At 57.5% G+C, this 24,385-nt stretch carries 23 protein-coding genes; 10 read left to right on the top strand and 13 right to left on the bottom strand.

Annotation, left to right across the window (positions count from 1 at the left end):
- Window positions 1–6 precede the first annotated feature (6 nt).
- Window positions 7–1,236, bottom strand: coding sequence for a sigma-54-dependent transcriptional regulator (locus ACR0MP_RS06040; RefSeq protein WP_170735136.1), 1,230 nt, complete (start codon window positions 1,234–1,236; stop codon window positions 7–9).
- Window positions 1,233–2,966 (bottom strand): ATP-binding protein, encoded by a 1,734-nt coding sequence (locus ACR0MP_RS06045; RefSeq protein ID WP_170405460.1) that lies wholly within the window; start codon window positions 2,964–2,966, stop codon window positions 1,233–1,235. The genes ACR0MP_RS06040 and ACR0MP_RS06045 overlap by 4 nt, the downstream gene beginning before the upstream one ends.
- Before the next feature lie 46 nt (window positions 2,967–3,012).
- Between ACR0MP_RS06045 and ACR0MP_RS06050 the strand changes: the two genes are divergently transcribed.
- Window positions 3,013–4,194, top strand: a complete 1,182-nt coding sequence (locus tag ACR0MP_RS06050; RefSeq protein WP_480885975.1) for a cytochrome P450 — start codon at window positions 3,013–3,015, stop codon at window positions 4,192–4,194.
- A 106-nt stretch (window positions 4,195–4,300) separates the two neighbouring features.
- Here ACR0MP_RS06050 and ACR0MP_RS06055 read toward each other — a convergent pair whose 3' ends face one another.
- Window positions 4,301–4,774, bottom strand: coding sequence for an Lrp/AsnC family transcriptional regulator (locus ACR0MP_RS06055; protein ID WP_010439761.1), 474 nt, complete (start codon window positions 4,772–4,774; stop codon window positions 4,301–4,303).
- A 245-nt stretch (window positions 4,775–5,019) separates the two neighbouring features.
- Here ACR0MP_RS06055 and ACR0MP_RS06060 point away from each other — a divergent pair, with 245 nt between their 5' ends.
- From ACR0MP_RS06060 to infC, 6 genes are all read left to right on the top strand, one after another.
- On the top strand, window positions 5,020–5,334 hold the full coding sequence (locus ACR0MP_RS06060) for a DUF2849 domain-containing protein (RefSeq protein WP_170393224.1): 315 nt from the start codon (window positions 5,020–5,022) through the stop codon (window positions 5,332–5,334).
- A gap of 65 nt (window positions 5,335–5,399) precedes the next feature.
- Entirely contained in the window at window positions 5,400–7,064 is a 1,665-nt protein-coding gene (locus ACR0MP_RS06065) for a nitrite/sulfite reductase (RefSeq protein ID WP_170405457.1), read from the top strand.
- Window positions 7,054–7,815, top strand: a complete 762-nt coding sequence (locus ACR0MP_RS06070) for a phosphoadenylyl-sulfate reductase (protein WP_170405454.1) — start codon at window positions 7,054–7,056, stop codon at window positions 7,813–7,815. Before ACR0MP_RS06065 ends, ACR0MP_RS06070 begins: the two co-directional genes overlap by 11 nt.
- A complete protein-coding gene (locus ACR0MP_RS06075) occupies window positions 7,812–8,219 on the top strand; it encodes a DUF934 domain-containing protein (protein ID WP_170393227.1) in 408 nt (135 codons plus the stop codon). Before ACR0MP_RS06070 ends, ACR0MP_RS06075 begins: the two co-directional genes overlap by 4 nt.
- Window positions 8,220–8,324: 105 nt before the next feature.
- A complete protein-coding gene (locus tag ACR0MP_RS06080; RefSeq protein ID WP_170405452.1) occupies window positions 8,325–9,158 on the top strand; it encodes a ferredoxin--NADP reductase in 834 nt (277 codons plus the stop codon).
- A gap of 245 nt (window positions 9,159–9,403) precedes the next feature.
- Window positions 9,404–9,865 carry a translation initiation factor IF-3 gene (gene infC, locus ACR0MP_RS06085; protein WP_238528775.1) on the top strand — a complete coding sequence of 154 codons (462 nt, stop codon included), beginning with the start codon at window positions 9,404–9,406 and terminating at the stop codon, window positions 9,863–9,865.
- 74 nt (window positions 9,866–9,939) lie between these two features.
- Here infC and ACR0MP_RS06090 read toward each other — a convergent pair whose 3' ends face one another.
- Together ACR0MP_RS06090 and ACR0MP_RS06095 are read right to left on the bottom strand one after the other, a co-directional pair.
- Window positions 9,940–11,256, bottom strand: coding sequence for an aspartate aminotransferase family protein (locus ACR0MP_RS06090; RefSeq protein ID WP_170405449.1), 1,317 nt, complete (start codon window positions 11,254–11,256; stop codon window positions 9,940–9,942).
- Entirely contained in the window at window positions 11,253–12,026 is a 774-nt protein-coding gene (locus tag ACR0MP_RS06095) for a beta-keto acid cleavage family enzyme (protein ID WP_170735140.1), read from the bottom strand. The genes ACR0MP_RS06090 and ACR0MP_RS06095 overlap by 4 nt, the downstream gene beginning before the upstream one ends.
- A gap of 88 nt (window positions 12,027–12,114) precedes the next feature.
- On the opposite strand from ACR0MP_RS06095, the gene ACR0MP_RS06100 reads away from it, so the two are divergent.
- On the top strand, window positions 12,115–13,014 hold the full coding sequence (locus tag ACR0MP_RS06100; protein ID WP_170405443.1) for a MurR/RpiR family transcriptional regulator: 900 nt from the start codon (window positions 12,115–12,117) through the stop codon (window positions 13,012–13,014).
- Window positions 13,015–13,061: 47 nt separating this feature from the next.
- Here the strand turns inward: ACR0MP_RS06100 and ACR0MP_RS06105 are convergent, their stop codons facing one another.
- The 5 genes from ACR0MP_RS06105 to ACR0MP_RS06125 all read right to left on the bottom strand — a co-directional run bounded on the left by ACR0MP_RS06105 (window position 13,062) and on the right by ACR0MP_RS06125 (window position 18,968).
- Window positions 13,062–13,853 carry an FAD binding domain-containing protein gene (locus ACR0MP_RS06105; RefSeq protein ID WP_170405440.1) on the bottom strand — a complete coding sequence of 264 codons (792 nt, stop codon included), beginning with the start codon at window positions 13,851–13,853 and terminating at the stop codon, window positions 13,062–13,064.
- 95 nt (window positions 13,854–13,948) lie between these two features.
- Window positions 13,949–16,309 (bottom strand): xanthine dehydrogenase family protein molybdopterin-binding subunit, encoded by a 2,361-nt coding sequence (locus tag ACR0MP_RS06110; protein WP_170405437.1) that lies wholly within the window; start codon window positions 16,307–16,309, stop codon window positions 13,949–13,951.
- A gap of 51 nt (window positions 16,310–16,360) precedes the next feature.
- The gene (locus tag ACR0MP_RS06115; protein WP_170393234.1) at window positions 16,361–16,846 is read right to left on the bottom strand and encodes a (2Fe-2S)-binding protein; all 486 of its coding nucleotides are present in this window, start codon (window positions 16,844–16,846) and stop codon (window positions 16,361–16,363) included.
- 155 nt (window positions 16,847–17,001) lie between these two features.
- Entirely contained in the window at window positions 17,002–18,003 is a 1,002-nt protein-coding gene (locus ACR0MP_RS06120) for a molybdopterin-binding protein (protein ID WP_170735144.1), read from the bottom strand.
- Window positions 18,000–18,968: an XdhC family protein gene (locus ACR0MP_RS06125; protein WP_480885979.1), complete on the bottom strand. Its 969-nt coding sequence runs from the start codon at window positions 18,966–18,968 to the stop codon at window positions 18,000–18,002. The genes ACR0MP_RS06120 and ACR0MP_RS06125 overlap by 4 nt, the downstream gene beginning before the upstream one ends.
- A 206-nt stretch (window positions 18,969–19,174) precedes the next feature.
- On the opposite strand from ACR0MP_RS06125, the gene ACR0MP_RS06130 reads away from it, so the two are divergent.
- Window positions 19,175–19,675 (top strand): hypothetical protein, encoded by a 501-nt coding sequence (locus tag ACR0MP_RS06130; RefSeq protein ID WP_170735148.1) that lies wholly within the window; start codon window positions 19,175–19,177, stop codon window positions 19,673–19,675.
- A 3-nt stretch (window positions 19,676–19,678) separates the two neighbouring features.
- Here the strand turns inward: ACR0MP_RS06130 and ACR0MP_RS06135 are convergent, their stop codons facing one another.
- Window positions 19,679–20,935: a vWA domain-containing protein gene (locus tag ACR0MP_RS06135; protein ID WP_480885981.1), complete on the bottom strand. Its 1,257-nt coding sequence runs from the start codon at window positions 20,933–20,935 to the stop codon at window positions 19,679–19,681.
- Window positions 20,936–20,969: 34 nt separating this feature from the next.
- Window positions 20,970–21,878 (bottom strand): AAA family ATPase, encoded by a 909-nt coding sequence (locus ACR0MP_RS06140; protein WP_170735152.1) that lies wholly within the window; start codon window positions 21,876–21,878, stop codon window positions 20,970–20,972.
- A gap of 146 nt (window positions 21,879–22,024) precedes the next feature.
- Here ACR0MP_RS06140 and pyrC point away from each other — a divergent pair, with 146 nt between their 5' ends.
- Window positions 22,025–23,062, top strand: coding sequence for a dihydroorotase (gene pyrC / locus ACR0MP_RS06145; protein ID WP_480885982.1), 1,038 nt, complete (start codon window positions 22,025–22,027; stop codon window positions 23,060–23,062).
- On the opposite strand, the gene ACR0MP_RS06150 is transcribed toward pyrC, so the two are convergent.
- Window positions 23,059–24,354 (bottom strand): MmgE/PrpD family protein, encoded by a 1,296-nt coding sequence (locus tag ACR0MP_RS06150; protein WP_170421331.1) that lies wholly within the window; start codon window positions 24,352–24,354, stop codon window positions 23,059–23,061. The two genes, pyrC and ACR0MP_RS06150, sit on opposite strands and share 4 nt — an antisense overlap.
- Window positions 24,355–24,385 lie beyond the last annotated feature (31 nt).

Genomic DNA, 24,385 nt, shown 5'->3' on the forward strand with positions numbered 1-24,385 from the left:
GTTTTGCTAACGACGATAGTCTTCTGGCCTGATGTGGTAGCGGGTCAGCTTGTCATAAAAAGTTTTGCGCGGCAGCTTCAGTGCTTTGGCTGCATCCGCAGCCTTGCCATTGTGGCGCCCAAGGGCTGCAATCAGCAAAGACCTCTCAACCCGCGCCAATTGCTCGCTCAACCCCAGATCAGCGGCCTGTGCAACCTCATCCGGCATCCCCAACACAAACCGCATTGCCGCCGACATCAACGATCGGGCATTGCCCGGCCAATCCTGCGCCATCAACGAGGCCAGATGCTCGGGTGTCACTTCAGGTTCCGCAATCCCGGCCTGCTCAGCGGCCTGCGCCACATAGCGGCGAAAGATGACGGGGATATCCTCGGGCCGTTCTGACAGGGCCGGGATTCGCACCCGCATGACATCCAACCTATAGAACAGATCGGCATTGAATCTTCCTTGTGCAGTAAGTTCAGACAAATCAGCCGTTGCCCCCGCAATGATTCTGGCGTCCGTCCCTTGTTCGATCAGTTCCAGCGCGGCGTATTGCGTGGCATCCGACATCGCCGAGATCTCATCCAGATACAGCGATCCGCCTGCCGCGTCCTTGCAGACACGCAATAAATCATCCGGGTTCAGGCCTGAGGCAGGGCGTTTGACAAATGGCCCCTGTCCAACCGGAGACATCAGATGGACAACTTCAGCGACCTTTGAAACTCCGCTACCCGCTGGCCCGGTAACCAGTACCTCGGCCCGTGTTGGCGCTACGCTCCGCACTCGCTCACGCAAGGCCTCGGCTTGATCTGACAACCCGAACAGCATGCGTGCTGCGGGATCGCCACGCTCAAGTTCGCGCCGTTGCTCGCGTTCCTGCAGAATTTCTGCGCGCGCTGCGAAGGCTCGCTCGAGTACCGCCAATAAGTCCGCTGCTGCACAGGGCTTTTCCAGAAAATCAAATGCTCCCTGCCCCATGGCCTGTACCGCCATCGGGATATCGCCTTCACCTGTCAGCAATACCACCGGAAGCTCAGGATCAACCTCGCGCGCGTATGCGAGCAGATGAAACCCATCCCGCCCCGGCATGCGAATATCTGAGATGATCACACCGCCGAAGTCACGATGAATATGATCCTTTGCGGCCACGAAAGATCCCGCGGTGACCGGTTCATACTCGGCCAATTCGAGGGTTTGCGCCAAGGCCTCACGTACGGCGGCATCATCATCGACCAAAAGCACTTTGCGGATCATGCTGCCTCATCTTCTTCAAAGGGTTCCAGTTCAACCGTGAATTCAGCACCCTCGTCCGTGTTGGCACCGCGAATATCCCCCCCGAAGCTCTGAACCAGACCGTAGGATATCGACAGCCCCAGACCCATCCCCTCGGACGACCCAACCGTTTTTGTGGTGTAGAACGGCTCAAACACGCGGTCGGGATCCTCGATGCCGGGTCCGGTATCCCGCACCGACACGCGAATAGGCTTCCCCCCTGACAGAGTGACCAATATCCTGCGCGTCGGTCGATCGACCATCGCATCCGCTGCATTATTGATTAGGTTCACAAACACCTGTACCAGTCGCACCTCTCCACCCCAAGCAAAGACCGCATCCTTTGGCGGCACCCACTCCAACGCGACATTCTCATCGCGCAGGCGCGCCTCGGTCAATTCTGTGGCAGTGTTCAGAACCTGAACCAGATCAACGCGCCCCATTGGTTCGCTTTCATTTCTCGCAAAGGCCCGCAGGTTCTTGATGATCCGCGCCATGCGTGCGGCCATATCGGAAATGCGGCCCAGATTTTCGCCAGCTCTCTGGCCCTTGCCGCGCTCAAGAAAGGCGGACCCGTTGTCGGCGAACTGCTGAATCGCCATCAAGGGCTGGTTCAATTCATGACTGATGCCAGCCGACATCTTGCCCAAAGCGCTCAACTTACCAGCCTGAACCAAATCGGCCTGCGCTTGTTTGAGCGCGGCCTCCGCCTCCTGCCGCTCGGCAACTTCGTGGCGCAAAGCGCTATTAGCCGCCGTCAAGGCGCGCGTACGTTGCGCGACCCGGCTTTCCAGCACGGTATTTGCCTCTGCAAGTGTCCGACGGCGTTCCGAGGCCAGAAACAACAAAGCACCAAAGGCGAAACAGATCGCCGCAACCGCCGCCGCCTGCAACCCCGCCAACCGACGCGCCGGAGCGACATCAACCAGCATCTCTGCGGTCATCGCAATCACCGGAAGATCGAGCGTTAGATGCAAGGCGCGACGGGGCAGATAGCGACCCCAATCGAGCTTCCACACTTCATATCCCGCAATCCAGGTTGAGGCGAAATCGACATTCTCACCTTCTGGTGACATCAGGCCTTGCTGCCCTTGCCCGCGGCGCCATAGCAGCAGATCCGAACGGTTCGAGATAAAGACAACCCCATCCGTATCAACGAAAAACACCGCATCGGTGCTACCGCGCCAAGTTTGTTCAACGTCCTGCACATCGGCCAGAACCATCAACGCGCCTTGTATCTGCCCCAATTCCCCAAATGCAGGGGCCGCATATGAATAGATGCGATCACCGCTTGCGTCTTCGACCCCATGCGCGCTGCCCAAGGCACCTTGCATGGCGCGCTCGAAGGCCGGATGTGCGGACATATCGCGCTGCGTCACCGGTTGGGCCGCGACAAGAACCTGACCCTCCGGATTCAGGTACATAACGTTAACGGCAGCGGTTTTGTCTGCCACATCCAGCAGCACCTTTCGGGCGGCCCGTTGCTGTTCTGATGTTTCTAGCTCCTGCAAAGCAGGATGATCCGCCATCAAGGCGGCCACTTCCTGATAGACCTGCATTTGCGTGCTCAGACGGTCGGCGGCCAGTTCCAAATCAGCCTCGGCCTTCTCGCTCAGTTGCGACAGGGCCTGACGATAGCCATAAGTCCAGACCGCCGCTGACAGCAATCCGACCGCGCATAAGAAACCGGCTATGATCCAAAAACGTTGCATATCTAGGGTCTTGCATTCAGCAGCCGCCATGGCAAGTCTGCACCGCATGAAGACGCTGACCCAATCCCCGACCGACCCGGCATTCGTGCAAAACCCATACCCCTTTTATGACAGCGCACGTCAGTCGGGCGATCTGTTCTACTGGAAAGACTACGGCCTTGTCGCGGCTGTCTCGCACAAAGCGGTGCAAATTCTGCTGCGCGATCGGCGCTTCGGGCGTGAAATCCCGGCGGAACTTGCAAAACCCGGCCCAGAGCATCTTGCACCCTGGCTAGAAGTCGAATCCCATTCGATGTTAGAGCTTGAACCCCCGCGTCATACTCGATTGCGTTCTCTGGTACTGCGGGCGTTTACCTCTCGCGCGATCACGGCACTTGAGGGGTCCACTGAACAGTTGTGCCACGATTTGATCAAGCAGTTCCCCGCTGGCCCCTTCGATCTGCTGGAGGCCTATTGCACCCAGGTCCCCGTGATCACGATCTGCCGTCTGCTTGGTGTGCCAGAAGACATGGCACCGCAACTGTTGCAGTGGTCGCACGCCATGGTGGCCATGTATCAGGCAAACCGGACGCGCCAGACCGAAGACGAAGCCGTCCGTGCCACACAAGCCTTTACCACCTATCTCGAAGAATACATCGAAAAACGCCGCACTGACCCGCATGACGATCTGATCACCCGGTTGATCGCGGCAGAGGAAGATGGTGAAAAACTCTCGCGGGACGAGCTGATCACGACCTGCATTTTGTTGCTGAACGCCGGTCACGAAGCCACCGTGCACGCCATCGGCAATGGCGTGAAGACTATGTTGACGACGGGTACACAGCAGTATGTCCTGACGCCCGGCACCATCGACGGCGCAGTCGAGGAAATCCTGCGTTTCGATCCACCACTGCACATGTTCAGACGCTATGCCTATGAAGATATTGAACTCTTCGGTCACCGCTTTGCGCGTGGTGACGAAGTTGCCTTGCTTCTGGGCGCAGCCAATCGCGACCCTGCTGCTTGGTCCCAACCCGATACATTCGACCCAATGCGAGATGTAAGCGCCAATGCTAGCTTTGGTGGTGGCCTTCACTTCTGTGTAGGCGCTCCGCTGGCCCGGCTTGAGATTCGGATCGCCCTGCCCATGCTGTTCCAGCAATGCCCAAAGCTAAAGCTGACGGCAGAGCCGCAATTTTCGGACAGCTACCATTTCCACGGGCTGACCAAACTCATGGTAACGGTCTGACTTAATATCCTGTCAAGAAACCCGGATCCGTTCTTCATCTGGCCATAAATATCTTGGGGGAGTCGCCTTCGGGCGGCGGGGGCGGCGCCCCCATTCACGCTTCAAACTATCCGACAGACTTCAATGGCAGCATTGTGGTCGATTTGATCTCTTCCATCGAAAGCAAGGCTGTGACGTTGTGCACCCGTACCTCTGAAATCAACGCCTGATAAAACGCATCATACGCACGCGCGTTCTTGACGCGCACTTTCAGAATGTAATCGATGTCTCCAGCCAAACGGTGCGCTTCCTGAACCTCTGGACGATCGCGCAACGCTTTCAGGAACTTCTGCTGCCACTCAGCCTCATGTTCCGACGTACGGATCAGCACAAAGAATGTGGCCTCAAAGCCCAACGCTTCGGCATCCAGCAATACGGTCTGCTGGCCAATGACCCCTGCCCCCTTCAGCTTGCGAATGCGATTCCAAACCGGCGTCTTGGAGCTCCCTACACGGGCTGCGATTTCGTCAAGCGACTGGCTGGCATCCCGTTGCAGCTCGGCTAGAATTTTCCGATCCGTGTCGTCTATTCGCACCGACATTCCAATTTCCCTTCCAATTCAGAACAAACCTTCTTCCACTCGCCGCAGATAGAACATCTGTTCTTATTTCTTCACGCATATGGCGATTTGGCGGGAATATTTCCTATATTGGCACACAAGTCAATTCAGTCACGAGATGATCCGATGCAGGTCAAACAAACAAATATGCGCATTCACAAACCCGGCGTCGCCCGAGTTGCGCAATACCCGCACAAAGTCTCGGTTTTCAATAAGGAGCTTGCCTGATGGCCCGCGCTTTTACCCCCAAAGTCGTCACCGCCAACGACTTGTTGGAAGGTGATGTGATTTACCAGACCGAAGATGACCGGTGGTCGCGCGAGTTGTCCGATGCCGAACTGATCACGGACGAAGCCCACGCTCAGGTTCGTCTGCTGGATGCCGCGCGTCAGGCCAACAAGATCGTCGGTGCCTATCTTGCCGACGCGGTGGCCGGAGAAAACGGCCCCGAACCCACCCACTTTCGGGAGGATTTCCGCCGGACTGGTCCGTCCAACTATGCCCACGGCAAACAGGAAACCTCCCCGCAGCCTCGGGCCTGATCTCAGGCCATTCTCTCTCCCCTTCAAGGCCCCGGGTCCGGGGCTGCAACTAAGGACAGCTAAACATGTATCGCTACTCCGAGTTCGACACAGCATTTTTGGCAGAACGCAACGCGCAGTTCCGTGCGCAGGTTGAGCGTCGCATTGACGGTTCGCTGACTGAAGACGAATTCAAGCCACTGCGCCTGATGAATGGTCTGTATCTGCAATTGCACGCTTATATGCTGCGGGTCGCTATTCCATATGGCACGCTGTCCAGTGCTCAGATGCGTCAGCTCGCTTTGCTGGCCGAGAAATGGGACAAAGGTTACGGCCATTTTACCACCCGTCAGAACATTCAGTACAACTGGCCGAAGCTGAACGACGTGCCGGATATGCTGGACGCACTGGCCGAGGTTGGCATGCACGCCATCCAGACCTCGGGTAACACCATCCGCAACGTGACCGCCGATCATTTCGCCGGTGCCGCCGCGGATGAGGTCGCTGATCCGCGCCCCTATGCCGAACTGCTGCGCCAGTGGTCAACCGACCACCCTGAATTCCAGTTCATGCCCCGCAAATTCAAGATCGCCATCACCGGCAGCGAGAATGACCGCGCCGTGATCAAGGCGCATGACATCGGCCTGCAACTGGTCGAGCGTGATGGCGTTCTGGGTGCCCGCGTCATCGTTGGCGGTGGTCTGGGCCGTACGCCCATGATCGGCAAAGAGCTATCGGAATTCGTCGCCTTTGACGACCTGCTGGCCTATCTTGAGGCCACCGTTTCCGTGTGGAACCAGATCGGCCGTCGCGACAACAAGTACAAGGCGCGCATCAAGATCACCGTGCACGAGCATGGCATCGACGCCATCCGTGCCAAAGTGAACGAGCGATTCCTGAAGGTTCGCCCGCAATTCAAAGGCGCGGATATGAGCCTGCTGGAAGAAATCAAAGGCCACTTTGCGCCTCCAGCCTTCCGTGATGGTTCGGTTGCCTCGTTCGAGAGTGCCTACACCAACGATCCGGTCTTCCGTTCGTGGGTCGACACCAACATCGCGCCGCACAAAAACGCGGACCACGCGATCGTCACGATCTCGATCAAGAAGCACGGCCAGACGCCGGGCGATGCGACTGCAGAGCAGATGCGCGTGATGGCCGATCTGGCCGAAGAGTTCGCCTACGACGAACTGCGTATCAGCCATGAGCAGAACGTAATCCTGCCGCATGTCCACAAATCCGACCTGCCCGCGATCCACGCAACGCTGAAAGAACACGAGCTGGCCACTGCAAATATCGGCTTGATCAGCGACATTATCGCCTGTCCCGGTATGGATTACTGCGCACTGGCGACGGCACGTTCGATCCCCGTGGCGCAGGAAATCGCGACCCGGTTCGAAGACCTGAAACTGGAGCATGATATCGGCCACCTGAAGATCAAGATCTCGGGCTGCATCAACGCCTGTGGTCACCACCATGTGGGTCACATCGGCATTCTTGGCCTGGACCGCGCTGGCGTCGAAAACTACCAGATCACTCTGGGTGGTGACGGTACCGAATCCGCAGCCATCGGTGATCGTACTGGCCCGGGCTTCGCCTATGACGAGATCGTTCCGGCGGTCGAGCGCATCGTCGACACATATCTGGAGCAGCGCGACAGCGCTGAAGAGACCTTCTTGCAGACCTATCGCCGCGTTGGCATGGCACCGTTCAAAGCGGCGCTCTACCCCGAGGCACAGGCCAATGCCGCTTGACCTGATCCAAACGGAACTGGGGGCTGACCGCGCCGAACTGACCGAAAAGGTCGAGGCGCTGAACGCCCGCTTCCGCCACCACAGTGCCCATGATGTGATGCATGGCGCATTGGACGAGATCGAGGAGCTTGCTCTGGTCTCCAGCTTTGGCGCGGAATCGGTGGTGTTGCTGCATATGGCTGCAGTGGTCGACAAGATGACCCCAGTGCTGTTCGTGGACACCCAAATGCTGTTTGCCGAAACGCTGGAATACCAGCAGGAGGTCAGCGAGCGTCTGGGCCTGCGCAATGTGCAGATCATCCGCGCCGAGGATGAAGATGTTCAGCGCGACGATCCTTATGGCGCGTTGCGTCTGTGTGACACCGATGCCTGCTGTAACCTGCGCAAGACCTTCCCGCTGCAGAAAGCTCTGACTGGGTATTGTGGCTGGATCACTGGGCGCAAACGGTTTCAGTCCGGCACCCGTGCCGCGCTGGACTTTTTCGAGGTCGAGGACGGAACCGGCCGGATCAAGGTCAACCCCTTGGCCCACTGGGCGCCCAACGATGTGCGCGCCTATATGGAAGAAAACAACCTGCCCCGGCATCCGCTGGTGGCCAAAGGATACCCCTCGATCGGCTGTGCGCCCTGCACTTCGCCGGTCAAAGAAGGCGAAGACCCCCGCGCCGGGCGCTGGCGCGATCAGAACAAGGAAGAATGCGGCATCCATTTTGTTGATGGAAAAATGGTGCGCATCGGAGAGAAAACATGAACGTAATCGTAAACGACGAGGGCTTTGCCCCCGATGATTGGACCGATGGCTATGTCACGCTGGACGATGCAGCGAATGACGTGGTTGCACTGGATATCGCCTCGGACACTGACCCCGATGAACTGTTTGACCGGCTGGGCAGCGCCCAGATGGTGCGCGTGGACTTTCCATCCTCAGCGGATGGGCGCGGCTTTACGATCGCGCGCGTTCTGCGTCTGAAAGGTTATACAGGTCGCCTGCGGGCAAAAGGCCATGTTCTTGCAGACCAATACGCCATGGCGCGTCGTAGCGGCTTTGACGAAGTCGAAATTGATGACACCTTGGCGAACCGGCAGCCCGAAGATCAGTGGCTGGCCCGGGCCAATTGGCAGGACAACAACTACCAGGCCCGCCTGCGCGGCTGACCCGCCATCGCCAACCTGTGATACGAAAGGGGCAATCTGCCCCTTTTCCTGACTTGGATCAAAGATTAAACGGAGATGTCGGTTTAGCAGACCGGTAGTGAAACGATGACAGAGATGAAACCCGTGAGTGAAGCAACCGCCGTTAAGGCCCCTGTCCTGCCCGATGCCCAGACGGTGACCGAGGTCAAGCACTGGACCGACCGCCTGTTTTCTTTCAAGGTGTCGCGCCCGGCTTCCTTGCGCTTTCGCTCGGGTGAGTTCGTTATGATCGGCCTACTGGGCGATAATGGCAAACCGCTGTTGCGCGCCTATTCCATCGCCTCGCCTTCATGGGATGAGGAACTGGAATTCTACTCGATCAAAGTGCAAGACGGCCCGCTGACCTCAAAACTGCAGCACATCCAGCCTGGTGATCAGATCATCCTTCGGCCCAAACCCGTCGGCACGCTGGTGCATGACGCATTGCTGCCCGGCAAGCGCATCTGGTTCTTCGCCACCGGCACAGGCTTTGCGCCCTTCGCGTCGCTGCTGCGTGAACCGCAGACCTATGAGGATTATGACGAGGTTATCATCACCCATACCTGCCGCGACGTAGCTGAATTGGATTACGGTCGCGAGTTGATCGAGAGCGTCAAACAGGACGAGTTGCTGGCCGAACTAATTGGTGACGGTTTCGCCGACAAGATTCGCTATTATCCCACCACCACGCGGGAAGAGAGCCCAAAGATGGGCCGTATAACCGAGCTGTTGAAAGACGGCACCGTATTTGCCGATCTGGGCATCGAAGGTGGTATCAAGCCAGATACTGATCGCGCGATGGTTTGTGGCAGCCTTGCCTTCAACCATGACATCAAAGCAATTCTGGAAGAGTTCGGCTTGCGAGAAGGTGCAAATTCCGAACCCAAGGAATTCGTGATTGAAAAGGCATTTGTGGGCTAATGGGGTTTGCCGGTGGGGTTATCGACACCCTAAACCGGCAAAAACTCACGAAATTCATGGAAAATTCATGCGGCTTGCAATTTATGCCGCTTGAAACACCTCTCAGCCCGGTCTAAATTCCGGGCTCGAAATTCTGCAATCATCAAAGGAATGAACCCATAGCCCGCAGACCTCACAACGCGCCGCCACAGCGAGATACCGGCCCGCGCGTCAATGACAAGATCCGTGCTCCCGAAATTCGCCTGATTGGCGCCGAAGGCGAAAATGTCGGGGTGGTTCATCCCGCAAAAGCCATGCAAATGGCCGCCGACGTCGGTCTCGATCTGGTTGAGATTTCGCCCAACGCGAACCCTCCGGTCTGCAAAATCATGGATTTCGGCAAGTTCAAGTACGAACAGCAGAAACGCGAAAGCGAAGCCCGCAAGAAGCAAAAGATCATCGAGGTGAAAGAGGTCAAGTTCCGGCCCAACACCGATACGCATGACTATGACGTCAAGATGCGCAACGTGTTCAAGTTTCTTGAGAACGGCGACAAGGTCAAAGTCACCCTGCGTTTCCGTGGCCGCGAGATGGCGCACCAGAACCTGGGGCGTGAGCTGCTGGAACGTGTGGCCGAAGACGTCAAGGATCTGGGCAAGATCGAGAACATGCCCAAGATGGAAGGCCGTCAGATGATCATGATGATTGGCCCGCTGCCACAGAAGTAGGTTTTCTTTTGTAGAATGACAAAAGCCCCTCCGAAATCGGAGGGGCTTCTTTGTTTTCTGGCTTCTCGCCTAAATCAGATCACCGAGGATATCGCCCGATCCAGCTTGTCTACAAGCTCGACCAGTTGGTCATCTTCGATGATAAAGGGCGGTGCTAGGAGGATATGATCTCCGTTGCGTCCATCACGCGTTCCCGACATCGGGTAACAGATCAATCCCTCGGCCATAGCGGCCTTCTTGATCTTGGCCGCTAGGCCACGCGACGGATCAAACGGAGTTTTCGTATCCCGATCCTCGACCAACTCAATTCCTCGGAATAAGCCGCGGCCCCGTATGTCCCCGAAATTCGGGTGTTGGCCAAACTTGTTTTCCAACATGCTCTGCAATTTGCCCCCCATTACGCCGGCCCGCGCTGGCAGTTCACGAGAAGTAAGTTCCTGTACAACGGCAAGCGCAGCCGCAGTCGCAACCGGATGACCGATATAGGTGTGGCCATGCTGGAAGAAGCCCGATCCATCCCGGATCGCATCATAGATTCGACCCGAACACAGCATCGCTCCGATAGGCTGATACCCAGCCCCCAACCCTTTGGCGATACAAAGAATATCCGGCGTGACATCGTCATGATCACAGGCAAACAAATGCCCGGTACGCCCCATGCCGCACATTACTTCGTCGAGGATCAGAAGAACGCCGTGTTGATCGCAAATTTCACGGATTCGCTTGTAGTACCCCTCGACTGCCGGAACAGCCCCAAGCGTCGCACCAACCACCGGCTCCGCCATGAAAGCCATGACCGTTTCAGGCCCAAGGCGCAGGATTTCTGCCTCCAGCTCATTCGCAACGCGCTGACCATATTCAAAACTGCTCTCATCCTCAGGCTTTTCGGCGTACTCATAGCAAGGAGCGATATGAGTCATCTCGATCAGCATCGGTGCAAACTGCGCCCGCCGCCATTCATTGCCACCCGCCGAAAGTGCCCCCAAAGTGTTGCCGTGATAGCTTTGTCGGCGCGCTATGACATGACGGCGTTCAGGCTGGCCGGTTTCCAGATAATACTGCCGCGCCAGTTTGATAGCAGCCTCGGTCGCCTCTGACCCGCCCGAGACAAAATAGACCCGGTCCAGTTCGCCGGGGGAGTGTTTAATCAGCAGATCGGCCAGTGCCTCGGCCGGTGCCGAGGTCATAAAGCCCGTATGCGCAAACGCAATCTGCGCCACCTGATCCTGCACCGCTTTGACCACAGCGGCGTTGGAATGGCCGAGGCATGAAACGGCAGCATCACCACAATCCAGATAGCGACGGCCGGTTGAGTCGATGAGATAACAGCCGTCACCACCAGCGGCCTCAGGCAGTTCCGACTTTGTATGGCGTGGAAATACGTGACTCATGTCGACGTCCTTTTCAGAAGATCAATCAGCGCCGCGACGGATGCGGCATTGTCAGCCCAGGTTTGTCCATCCGGACCGGCAAGGCTGTTCTCAAAACCCACGCGCACATCGCCACCCAACTGCGCGGCCTTTTGCAGGCACGCATGCTCCTGCCCTCCAAAGGCACAGACCATCCATGGATCAGCGCTGTGCGGAAACACATCCAGATCATTCGGACTCGATTCCTGCGCCGTGGCATAGCGACCAAGGACAAGCAGACGGTCGACCTGATCCGATTTTACCACCCCTTCAGCCTGCCAATGGGTCAGTAACTCGACGTCAGCGACATCATAGAGGATATGCTGAACACGAGTCCCTTGTTCCGCGCATAGTGCGTAGACCTTTGGCGCAAGTTCGGGCGACCGTGCAATCTCGCGCACCGAAATCGAAGCCCAGTCCGGGCGCACATTTTGCAAACAAGCAAGTTGTGCTTGAACGCCGAAAACGCCAGCAGCTTCTGTCGTAATCTGGATGTCCATGTCAGGGACCGCAGCACGCAGTTCAGCAATGGTTTCACAATACAAACCCGCATCAAGCGAATGCTGACCCGTCTGATCACGAACATGCAGGTGCAGGCCTTGCGCACCTGCCCGATTGCACGTCTTCGCAGCTTTGACGATTTCGTCCGTTGTGATCGGCAGCGCAGGATGATCCCCATGCCCCCGCCGCGCCCCGTTCGGAGCCACCAACACATATGGCCTTCCCGCCATCCTCGAACCAGTCTCTGACATTCCGTCACCTGTTTTGCACGATCCCGAATTAGACACTCTGCCAACGTTTTCAATTTGCATTTTTCATAACATTTGTTTTTCTTACCAAATGCAACACACCTCATCCCAACTGACCGAGCAGCTTCGGCACGAAATCGACACCCTGCCTCAGCAAATGCAAGCCGCAGCGAAATACATCATCGACCACCCTGGCGATTTCGGGCTCGACCCGGTTCGGCTTACCGCCGAAAAGATCGGTGTCAGTTCAAACGTTTTGGTGCGGTTGGCACAACGCATGGGATTCGACAGTTTTGAGTCGTTCAGACGACCCTTTCGCCAAACCCTTGTCACAGACCGAGAAGATCGGCTGGGTCAGGGCTGGCTGGATCGCATGAAATCGGGGGGGCAATTCAGCGCCGCGCAAGCTGGGTTTGCGCAAAACGAACTGAACGTCGTAGCCCGCTCCTTGCGGTTGGCCGATCCTGATTTGATGCAACAGGTCACAGAGTACATGATTGCAGCTAATCGCTGTTTCCTAACCGCGACCCGGGCCAGCTATGCTTTGGCCTACTATCTCCACTATGCGGGTCGGATGGCACACCCAGGATTTCAACTTATCCCGCGACATATGGGATCAGCCATCGATGATTTGCTCGAGGCCGATGAGGCGGACTGCCTTTTCGCTATTACCGTTCACCCCTATTCCTCTGACACTATACAATCCATGCGTTTTGCGCGTAAACGCGGCATGCGCATCGTGCTATTGTCGGATAGCGACGTCATCGCCCCTGGTGTTGACCCTGACATCGTGCTGCCTGTAAGTACCCGCGCGCAACATCACTTTTCCAGCTTCTCCGGAGCGATGGCAGTGCTTGAATGCCTGCTGGGTCATCTCTTTGCCGCAGGGGGATCAGCCGCGCGTGACCGCGTGGAACGCTATCAGACAGCCAGAGAAGACACCGGCGCCTACTGGCGCCCCGCCAAGCTCCCAAGAGTTCGGAAAGAATAAAGAGCCCCGGCTTTCACCGAGGCTCTCAAAGCTGATTAACAATCAGATCAACTGCAAGCTTCGACAGCCCGTTTCGTCATAACAGTGACCAGATGCGCCCGATACTTTTTGCTCCCGTGCAGATCACCAATCATGTTCATCGGATTGATGTGCAGCCCCATCAAAGCGTCCGCGCGGAACTCTTTGTTCAGGGCCTCCTCGGCCTCTGCCCAGCGGAAAACTCCGTCCTCGCTTGCACCGGTTACTGCAACTCGAACGCCATCGGCAAACCGGGCAAGATATACCCCGACCAAAGCAAACCGAGACGCGGGCTGCAAAAACTTCTGATAACTCGCCGCCTGAGGCACGGGGAAACGCACCGAAGTGATAATCTCGCCCTCTTCCAAAGCTGTCGTGAACATGCCCTGAAAGAAGTCATCCGCCGCTATCTGGCGATTATTGGTGACAATGGTCGCGCCTGAACCCAGCACTCCCGCCGGATAACAGGCCGCTGGATCATTGTTGGCAATCGAACCGCCAATAGTGCCACGATTACGCACCGCTGGATCACCGATCTGGCCGGCCAGCGCTGCCAGCGCCGGATAGTTACCAGCAGCTTCAGCGGCCACATTTGCGTGGGTTGTTGCACCGCCTATCGCTACCGAGCCATCATCCTCGACGCAGACCCCTTTCATTTCAGCGATACCATTGACCGAAACCAGCTTGGATGGCGCGGCCAACCGCTGCTTCATTGTGGGGATCAGGGTTTGCCCACCCCCCAATGCCTGCGCATCCTCAACTTCCAACGCAGTAACCGCGTCAGCGATGGTCGAGGGTTTCTCAAACTCGAAATTGTACATTTCGTTCTTCCTTTCCGAAAAGCGCGGATCCGCCCTTCATCTGGCTATAAATATCTCGGGGAGCGCGAGGGGCTGGCCCCTCGCACCCGAACCTCTCAACCATGCATTGCTGTCCAAACACGCGATGGGCTCATCGGCATGTCAATGTGATCAACAGCCTTTCCACCCGAGTTCAGCGCATCCAGAACCGCGTTGACTACCGCAGGCGGCGAGCCAATCGCACCAGCTTCACCGCAGCCCTTCACACCCAACGGGTTGTGCGTACACGGCGTCTGGCTGGAATGGTCGACCGCATAGAACGGCAGATCATCGGCGCGTGGCATCGCGTAATCCATGAAGGATGCGCTCAGCAACTGGCCATTCTCGTCATAGGCGCAGTTTTCCAACAAAGCCTGACCGATACCCTGACCGATGCCGCCATGTACCTGACCATCCACAATCATCGGGTTAACGATGTTGCCAAAGTCATCCGCAGCGGTGAAGGCTTCGATGGTCACCTGTCCAGTCTCGGGATCCACCTCAACCTCGCAGGCATATGCCCCCGCTGGGAAGGTGAAGTTGGCCGGGTCATAAAATGCGGTCTCCTCCAGCCCCGGCTCAACCTCCAATGGGAAGTTGTGCGGTACATAGGCTGTCAGAGTCACATCACCCCAGGCCACCGACTTGTCAGTGCCCGCGACGCTGAACTGACCGTCCTTCAGCTCGATATCGGCCTCGGACGCCTCGAGCAGGTGTGCCGCGATCTTCTTGGCCTTGTCGATCACCTTTTCGGTCGCCTTAACCATGGCCGAACCACAGACCGCCAGCGAGCGTGAGCCATAAGTGCCCATGCCGAACGGGATCTTCGAGGTGTCGCCATGCACAATCTCGACCATCGACTCGTCGATGCCGATCATGTCGGCCACAACCTGCGGGAAAGCAGTCTCATGCCCCTGCCCGTGGCTATGTGCACCAACCATCACACTGATGGAACCGGTGGCGTTTACCCGTACCGTGGCAGCATCATAAAGACCCGCCCGGGCCCCCAGCATGCCGACGATGTTCGAGGGCGCGATGCCGCAGGCCTCGATATAGCAATTGACGCCTAGACCACGCAGCTTGCCATTGGCCTCGCTTTCCGCCCGCCGCGCGGCAAAGCCAGCCAAATCAGCAGCAGCCTCAAGCTTATCCATCGTCCCGTTGTAATCCCCGGTGTCGTAGGTCAGCGCCACCGGTGTGTCATACGGAAACTGGGTGATGAAATTCTGGCGACGCAGGGCGATCGGATCGACACCCAGTTCACGCGCTGCCTTGTCGATGACGCGCTCCAACTGATAGGTTGCCTCTGGCCGACCCGCACCGCGATAAGCGTCCACCGGCACTGTGTTGGTGAACATTGCCTTCACATTCACCTGAATGACCGGCGTTTTGTAGTTGCCTGCCATCAGAGTGCCATGCAGCCAAGTCGGAACCGAGCTTGAGAAGGTCGACAGATACGCGCCCAGATTGGCGTAGGTGTTAGTGCGAAGGCCTGTGAAGTTATTGTCCGCGTCCAAAGCGAGCTCAATCGTGCTGACGTGGTCGCGGCCCTGCGCATCCGACATAAACGCCTCGGACCGGCTGGCGGTCCATTTGACCGGGCGGTTGCAGGCCTTGGCAGCGAATGTACAGAACGCCTCTTCCGCGTAGTGGAAAATCTTCGTGCCAAATCCACCACCAACATCAGGCGCTACGACACGCACTTTGTGTTCAGGCAAGCCCAGAACAAATGCGCACATCAGCAAGCGGATCACATGCGGGTTCTGTGAAGTGGTGTAGAGCGTGTACTCATCCGTACCCCGGCTGTACTCGGCCACCGCAACGCGCGGCTCCATCGGGTTTGCGACCAGACGGTTATTGATCAGGTCCAGAGTGGTGACATGGGCCGCGTTGGCAAAAACCTCATTGACCTTGTCATTGTCTTCTTCGCCTAGATGCCAGTCATAGCAGATGTTGTTCTTCAGATCCTCATGGATAAGCGTAGCGCCATCCTGCGCTGCGGCTTTCATATCCAGCACGGCGGGGAGCTCTTCGATATCCACTTCAATCGCTTCCGCCGCATCGCGGGCGAGTTCAAGGCTGTCTGCGACAACGGCAGCGATGGGATCGCCTACATGTCGGACCTTGCCTTGCGCCAGAATGGGATGCGGTGGTTCCTGCATCGGGGCGCCATGACGGTCGGTTACTTCCCAGCCGCAAGGCATTCCGCCCACACCTTCAAAGTCCTTGCCGGTGAACACCTTCACAACACCCTGCATACCCTCGGCGGCAGATGTGTCGATGTTGGTGATCCGGCCATGCGCGATGTCGGACCGTAGGAAATGCACATAGGCCTGGCCATGTACGTTGATGTCGTCGGTGTAATTGCCTGCTCCGGTCAGAAAGCGTACGTCCTCGCGCCGCTTGGAACTGGCTCCGATGCCACTGTCTTTGGGCATTGCTTGTTCTCCTCCGTGGAAAAGAATTTTCGTCGAAAATTCTTAACCGCCTCACTCGGCGGCGATGCTGGAAACGTCTTGACCCGATGCGGCCATGATTGCCTTGACGATGTTGTGGTAGCCTGTGCACCGGCATAGGTTACCCTCAAGGTACTTGCGAATTTCGCCTTCGGTCGGGCGCGGGTTATCCTTGAGCAATGCTGCAGCGCTCATCACCATGCCCGGAGTGCAAAATCCACATTGCAGCCCGTGATGATCCTGAAAGGCCTGTTGGATCACGTTCAGCGTGCCATCTTCGGCCGCCTGCCCCTCGATCGTGCCCACATCCGCGCCGTCTGCTTCCAGCGCCAGCATGTTGCAGGATTTGACCGCCTCACCATTCACGTGCACCACGCACGCGCCACATTGAGCCGTGTCGCAGCCAATATGTGTGCCTGTCAAATTCAGGTGGTCGCGTAGAAATCCGGATAATAGAGTCCGCCCTTCAACATCACCGCTGACGGCAACGCCGTTCACGGTCATTGAGACCTTGGTCATAAGATCCTCCCCTTTTTTGGCTTATTTGCTAAGCCAGAGTTAAACACGGTAAATTTCGTTTGAGAACAAAAATATTTGCCTGATTTTTCCGCAGTTTCGCTGATCAGCCTTCTAACAGTGATGCGTCCACTAAACAGGGCAAAATTGCCGTTGCGTCATTTACTCTTGGCAGCGCGGGGCTGTGGCCGCGTCGGGATTTCTTTTAGCAGCCCACCGACACCCATCCCTGCGATGTCCGCGCCCGTCGTTTCGATTCCGCAAGCAACGCGGGACAAGACCCAATCCGCCCCGTTCAATGCTGGTGAGCGCGCGCATCCGGGCAAACCGATGATGGGGCGCTCGCCGGAAGATCCCAAAAACAACAGGTTCCCCGGATCGACCGGCATTCCAAACCGGTCGACGATACCCCCCGCCGCCCGCACAGAAGCAGGCGCCACATCATCTTTATCCGACGTGGCCGATCCGGTCAGGATCATGACGATTTCACCCCGAATGGTCGAAATCGATGCTGTTAAGTCGCCCATCCGATGCGGCACTACCTGAACATCTGACAGATTCATACCCAAAGACTCAACCCGGCTACGGATAGCAGCGATACCTTTTTCATTAGATGGCCCGCCAGCAATGTCAGTAACGATGAGACCCGCATTTTCGTATTTGGGCACCGATAAGCGAATAGCGTCCTGCGCATGACGGGCCGCACTCTCAACGTCGGATCGAGGTACGGCATAAGAAATCACCTTGATCGTCGCGACCATACCGCCAGCCGCCATCTGCTGATATTGCGGCACCGTCGCAACTGTGATCATCGGGTTGACCTGATTGAACTTTTGCAAGGCATCGGTATCCAGCACCGCGACGCCTGGTCCATTCGCTAAAAGGTTCACCCGGCCTGTAAAGGCTTCGGTGACACGCAGATTTGCCTGTGTGGGACTTGGTGCAAGCGCTTCTGCCAGCAGCGCTGCGGCTTCGTCCTCATGGCAATCACCTTGCTCCAGTCTCGCGACTGTGACCTCGGTCAGACCGGCTTGGTGCAACTCGGCTATGTGCTCGGACGAAAGCGTTATACCTTTCCTAAGCTTGCGGTTTCCCGCTTTGACGGAATGGGCTAATATCGCGCCGTCGGCGTCGGAAACGGGTACCGGACCAAACTTCACGCTCTGCCTCGCAGGACCGCCGTCATCTGCGCCAGGATCGCAACGGCTATCTCAGACGGTCCAGCCGCCCCGATATCAAGCCCAACAGGTCCGTGAATCAGTGAAATCTGGTCATCGTTGAACCCGGCCTGCTTCATCCGCTCCACGCGTTTGGCATGTGTGCGCTTAGATCCGAGTGCGCCGATGTAGAACACATCGGCCGCCAAACCGGCCTGAAGCGCGGGGTCATCAAGTTTGGGGTCGTGGGTCAGCAACACAAGCGCCGTGCGCGAGTCGAGACCAAGCTTTGACACAGCCTCATCCGGCCAATCCGTCAGGATGGTTTCTCCGGGAAAACGTGCGTCCGATGCGAAGGCCTCGCGCGGATCTATAATCGCCGGGTCATAACCCGCGATCCGGGCCATCGGCACCAGAGCTTGGGCGATGTGCACCGCTCCCACCACTATCAACCGTAACGGTGGGTTGTGGACAGCGACAAAGGTCTGCCCATCCTCTTCGAACCCGGACCTGTCCATACGCAAGCGTTCGAAATAGGCATTACGGCGCAACGCGCGCTGGCCCGTCTCGACATTGACTTCATAGGCCAAGGGTTCGCGCCGCGCCCGTGCCGCGATCAGTTCGGCCAGCATTGGTTCGGGCAGGACCTTGCCGACCGGTTCAACCAAAACCCTGATCGTACCGCCGCAGGCCAGACCGACTGCAAACGCATCCTCGTCGCTTACACCGAACTCTAGCAGCCTTGCCTCGCCTTCCTCTATGGCTTCCAGCGCTTCGACGATCACGGCACCTTCGACGCAACCACCAGAAACCGAACCTTCGATACGGCCGTCGCCCGATATGACCAACTGCGCGCCTACACGGCGCGGCGCGCTGCCCCAGGTCTCAACCACAGTGGCCAAAGCCGCGCCCTTCCCGGCGCGATACCATTTTAGTGCGGTTTCCGGGCTGCTATCGAATCGTTCCATTTAGACCTCCGGCCGTGCTTGGGTTCAACATAGTCAGCTTTGGAGCAATGAAAAGCGCTCAGCGGGTCGATCTTGTGGCGCTAACAAGCCGATTTTGAACTCACATTCACAAATTGTTGAATGTTGGAAGGCGTCATTCTAGCCTGCATGCGATTCCGGGGCCTATTCGGGATCGTCCCAACATATTTCATAGCGGAGACAAACAGTTGAAACGCATTCTTACACTCGGAGCAGCGATCGGCCTGTTGACTGCCAGCACCGGCTGGGCTGACACATTTCTGAAATACGGTGAGGTCGAAGGCTGGAAGGTTTTCATTGATCAGGACAAGAAATCCTGCCTGATCGAAGCGGTTGATGACGCTGATAATGTCGTACAGATGGGCCTGACCGAAGATCGCGGCGTTGGCTATGTGGGCGTCTTCACCAAAGCCGAGACCAACATCAAGAAAGGCGAGAAAGAGGCCGTCGCCATCCTGATCGGAGACAATATCTATGTTGGTGAGGCCACCGGCATGAAGGGGAACATCACCAAGGGTTATTCGGGCGGATATGTCCTGTCGGACGACCCTCAGTTCGCGGATGACCTTGCCAAGAAGAAGGTAATGGTCGTGTTCCCGGAAAAAGAGTTCGCCTTCACCGTCGATCTGACCGGCACTTACAAAGCCATGGAGATGGCACGGAAGTGCAATGAAGAGCAGCTTTCGTAACAGCTAGTCGGAAAGCGCGGACATCAGCCGCGCTTTCTGCCCCTGATCATCTGGCTGTGAAATCACGGCGGCCAGATCTTCCAGCGACGCAATCGAATGCCCGGCGCGGAAGCTGTCGACATGTGGAAGCATTGTCGCCACACCCTGAGCTTTCGGTGCGAACCCGTCCCAGCGCAGCAATGGGTTCAGCCAAATCAGACGCCGCGACGACAGGTGCAGGCGCTCGATTTCCTTTTCCAGCATCTCGGGATCGCCCCGCTCTAACCCGTCGGTGATCAACAACACGACCGCCCCCTGCCCCATGACGCGCCGCGACCAGTCGCGATTGAACTGATGCAGGCATTCTCCGATCCGGGTTCCGCCTTCCCAGTCCCGTGCCTCGGCCCCAGCAGCGGCCAGCGCTGCATCGACATCACGTTGATGCAGATGGCGGGTGATGTTGGTCAGGCGTGTGCCAAACGTGAATGCGTGCACTTTGGCCCAACCTGCGCCTTTGGCATTCGAAACCGCGTGTAGAAAGTGCAGAATGATCCGACTGTATTGGCTCATCGACCCGGATATATCGCACAACGCCACCAAATTCGGCCACCGAGGTTTGGGTTGCAAGTGCGCGATATCGCGTAGTTCGCCACCCTGCCGCATCGCTGACCTAAGTGTCCGAGCGCGATCAATGCGGTGACCGAGATGACTGGCCTGACCTCGGCGAGACTCGATGGGTTTGACCGGTAAGTTCAGGCGCGACAGCATGCGTTTGGCCTGGGCGATCTCGGATGTACTCATCTGTTCGAAATCGAGGTTGCGCAAGCGTTCTTCAGATGACGCGGTTTGGGTTGCGTCGATCTCGATCTCGCTTTCCTCTTGTTGCTCGGTTGATTCTGGCAAGTCGCGTTCGACGCCATCCAATAACGCCTCAGCCGCGCGCTTTTCAGCCGCATCCGCTTTGCGCTCCTCCTGAACACCGCGAATGGCAGGCAGCATCATGGACATCATATGTTCTAGATACCGCGGATCGCGCCAATAGAGGCGGAAGACTTGCGCAAAAACCGTTCGATGTTCCGGCCGGTTCACGAAACAGGCATGCAGCGTCCAGTAGAAATCTCGTTTCTCGGTGAACCCCACAGCCTGCACGGCGCGGATCGCGTCAACCACGCGCCCAGTTCCTATCGGCAGTCCGGCCTTGCGCAAAGCGCGCGCAAAATGGGTGATGTTCTGGGCCAGTTTGGGGTTGTCCGGTATATCGAGTGGGAGTTGTTCGGCCATCAAACCCCCGAAATATTTTCGAACAGATGAAGCATCAGGCCGGTTCGAGATCGGCTTTCGCCTGATCCAGAATGCGTTTGGCCTCGGACCCCTGCAACTTTTGGATGTCGTCCTGGTATTTCAGGATGGCACCCAACGTATCGCCGATTACTTCGGGACTGAGGTTGATAACGTCCAGCGCCAGCAGGCACTTCGCCCAATCGATGGTCTCGGCTACCCCCGGTTTCTTGAACAAATCTTCAGTGCGCAAGCGCTGAACAAAGGCGACCACCTCACGGCTCAGCGCTTGCGCCGCTTCGGGAGCCCGGGCGTGCAGGATTTCGATTTCGCGCGCAAAGTCAGGGTAATCGACCCAATGATATAGGCAGCGGCGTTTCAGTGCGTCGTGTACTTCGCGCGTACGGTTCGAGGTAACGATCACGATCGGCGGTTCTGGAGCTTTGACAGTACCAAGCTCGGGGATCGTGACCTGAAAGTCACTGAGCGCCTCCAGCAAGAAAGCCTCAAAAGGTTCGTCGGTCCGGTCTAATTCGTCAATTAGCAATACAGGTGCCCCATTGGCATCCGGACGCATGGCCTGCAGCAAGGGGCGTTCGATCAGATAGTCATCCGAGAACAGCTCGGTCTGCAACGCGCCTCGGTCCGCCCCACCCGACGCTTCTGCGGTTCGGATCGCCACCATCTGGGCGGGGAAATTCCACTCATACACAGCGGAAGAGGCATCAAGGCCTTCGTAACACTGCAACCGGATCAAGCGGCGGCCTAGTCCTGCGGCCAGCGCCTTGGCAATTTCGGTTTTGCCGACGCCCGCCTCACCTTCCAGAAACAGAGGCCGACCAAGTTTCAGCGAAAGAAACACAACCGTCGCCAAAGCCCGGCCACAGACATAACCCTCAGAGCCCAAAAGCTCTTGCACGGCATCGATGGAGTTTGGCTGTGTCATGAGTTCCCCTTTTTCCTGCGCCCCAACAGGTCATGACCACAACCAGAGGTCAAGACCACCATCCGTCAGTGACTTACGGCGATCTGTCTCATCGGCAAGGGCAAGAGGGTCTTTCACCACCCAAGCGGCTGTGTTAGCCGGGGGCCATGACCCAATCCCTGACGATCCGCCGCCCCGATGACTGGCATTTGCATCTGCGCGATGGCGCGATGCTGCAAGCCGTCTTGCCTGAAACCGCGCGCCATTTTGCCCGTGCCATCATCATGCCGAATCTGGTTCCGCCCGTTGTCAAAGGTGACGACGCAGCAGCTTATCGGGACCGCATCCTTGCTGCTCTGCCTGAGGACATGACGTTTGAGCCGCTGATGACGCTCTACCTGACAGAAGACACATACCCGGCGGATGTGGCCGCCGCACATGCAAGCGGATTGGTCAAGGCGGTAAAGCTTTACCCGGCTGGGGCAACAACCAACTCGTCTTCTGGCGTTCGCGATTTCGACAAGGTACGCCCGGTGCTGGAGAAGATGGCCGAGATCGGTCTGCCGCTATGTGTGCACGGCGAAGTCACGGATGCCGAGATCGATATCTTCGATCGCGAGGCGGTGTTCATCGACCGCGTTCTTGATCCGATTCGCATAGCAACACCCGGACTGCGCGTGGTGATGGAGCACATCACGACGTCAAACGGCGTGGATTACGTCAAGGCGAACGAGAAAGATCTGGGTGCGACGATTACAACGCATCACCTGATCATCAACCGCAACCACATTCTGGTTGGCGGCATCAAGCCGCATTACTACTGCTTGCCGGTCGCCAAGCGCGAAGAGCATCGGCTGGCGCTGCTGACCGCCGCGACATCAGGCGATACGCGTTTCTTCTTGGGCACAGACAGCGCGCCGCACACCGATGCAAATAAGGAAATGGCCTGTGGCTGCGCTGGCTGTTTCACTGCAACCAATACGATGTCACTGCTGGCCGAAATGTTCGAACGAGCGGATGCGTTGGACAAGCTAGAGGCGTTCACGTCACTCAGCGGCCCGGCCTTCTATCGCCTGCCAGTAAACGAAGAGACCATCACGCTGACCAAAGGCGATGAGGTCGTCTATCCGGCCAAAATCGAAAGCGGCGACGGCCCCGTGACCGTATTCGATCCGGGCTTTCCACTGCATTGGCGCGTCGCTTAATCAGTTAGCCTTTCAGCCAAATCCGCTGCGCGCCCACCGGTGCGTAGCATTGACCAGATGGCGTCTGCCTCATCCCCTCCGATCAGCTTCGCCGCTTTCTCCCTGACGCGATCTTCGCGATCCGATAGAGACATCGGAGCCAGCAGATCATGGCTGGCCTCGCGGCGCGCGCCGTCCCGGCGTAACAGGGACAGATGGGCTTGTGTCTCGGATAGACTCTCATCCGCCTCGACCGTAATCCGGTCCCTTAAGGATTGCAGTCTTGGATCAGCACAAATCTTGTCGGAATAGCTCCCTGGCAGAGCTGTATCGTAGCCCATTGCCTGCATAGCAATCACGGTACGATAGGAAAACTTCGCTCCTAACCCACTGGTCGGCTGCAGTTGATTGCACACACTCATCCAGCGGGGGTGGGTTTTGATCTTGATCTCGGCCACCTCGGGCTCGGCGATGTCGAGATCGCGCGCAGCCTCAAGCGCCGCGTGCAGGCCATGGCAGCAAGCGTGGAATTTGTGGCTGATGCTTTCGAACAGCCACTCGTCCCCCAAACCATCAAGCGCAGCAGCTAAATCGTCAGCCCCCAAATGTGTCGCCCCAAACCCAAACGGGCCTTCCAATGCGTCAGCACCGGGTTGAAAACCGTTGCGGATCAACTGGGCGGCCTCAACCCCGTTCGAGGCCGCAAGTCCAGCGTTATAGGGTTTACCCATAGTCCCGAACTGTGATTTCTGCCCTGAGGCCCGGGTCGCGGTTAGCCCCAGCAGGTCACGCATCTGCTTTACGTCAAATGCCATAATCCGACCCGCAGCCACCGCAGCCCCAAACGCACCAGCCGTGGCTGTTTGGTGAAAACCAGCCTGATAATGACCACGACCAAGCCACAAACCGATGCGGATCGATAACTCCATTCCCACTAGCGCTGCCTCAAGCAGATCGACCAGAGGTCGGTCTTCCCACGCAGTAAGGGCAAGGGCTGCAGGAAAAACAGCAACCGATGGATGACCGATATGAGCGAAATGCGTGTCGTCATAATCAAGCGCATGAGAAATGGTACCATTCACCAGCGCAGCTGCGCGTAGCGGCGCATCACCGCCTCCGAACAAACGCGCCTGTGCGGCACCGCTCTCGGAAAGAACCATCTGACGTATGATGCGGGAAACCGGCTCATCTGCGCCTGCCCGCCCCACAGCAAGCCAGTCCAACGCGGATAGAGATGTCACGATACGAGCCTGCGCCGTGGTCGACACAGAACCAGCAGCAAACTCGGCAAGGGCAGTTGTCAAATCGGTCATGTGGCGCAGTCTAGCGCGCGCCGCTCGGGCG

The sequence above is a fragment of the Ruegeria sp. K3 genome (assembly GCF_056531845.1).